Source organism: Vibrio sp. 1401, from assembly GCF_033340295.1.
Map to the genome: position 1 here is coordinate 1 of NZ_JAWOWF010000635.1, position 575 is coordinate 575.

The 575-nt window shown below is 46.1% G+C and carries 1 protein-coding gene; it reads right to left on the reverse strand.

Annotated elements, in window-relative coordinates:
• The coding region (locus R7Z77_RS27285) for an Hpt domain-containing protein (RefSeq protein ID WP_318137296.1) at positions 1–575 on the reverse strand (575 nt) is incomplete at both ends.

Genomic DNA, 575 nt, shown 5'->3' on the forward strand with positions numbered 1-575 from the left:
AAACCTTGCTGAGCGTTGTATGTATCTAGCGGTTCAGCAGCAATCTCGATACTTTGGCAAGTGTTCATTAACGCAGTAAGACCTAAACTCCCCGCACTGCCTTTTAGTTTATGAGCGAGATTTTTCACTGCTAGGCTGTCATTTTTTTCTGCTGACTCAACCAACTGTCCAAGTACATCCGCACTGGTATTTCTGAACAAGTCGATGATATGCAGCATTTTTTCTCTGCCTAAAATCTTCATGTCGGACTGGATCACGCTTGGATTAATGATGACCATCTCTGGTTCCTCTCGTTGTTGGTGGTCTTGTTCGACCTGATTTTCAATAGTTAGATTGGTGTCGCTCGTTTCGCTCAGAGGTAAGCATTCTCCACTTTGCGGAAGCAGTAGTTGTTTGCCATCCAGAACATCCTGAATCAACGTAGCAAGGGCTTCTTTCTCAACCGGTTTTGGCAAGTAACCATCAAAACCCGCGGCCAAGTAGCGTTCCACTTCTTCCGCAAAAACATGAGCAGACACCGCAATCATAGGTGTCGGTGACAGCGCTTTGTCACCTGGCTTGTTACGTTCGATGCG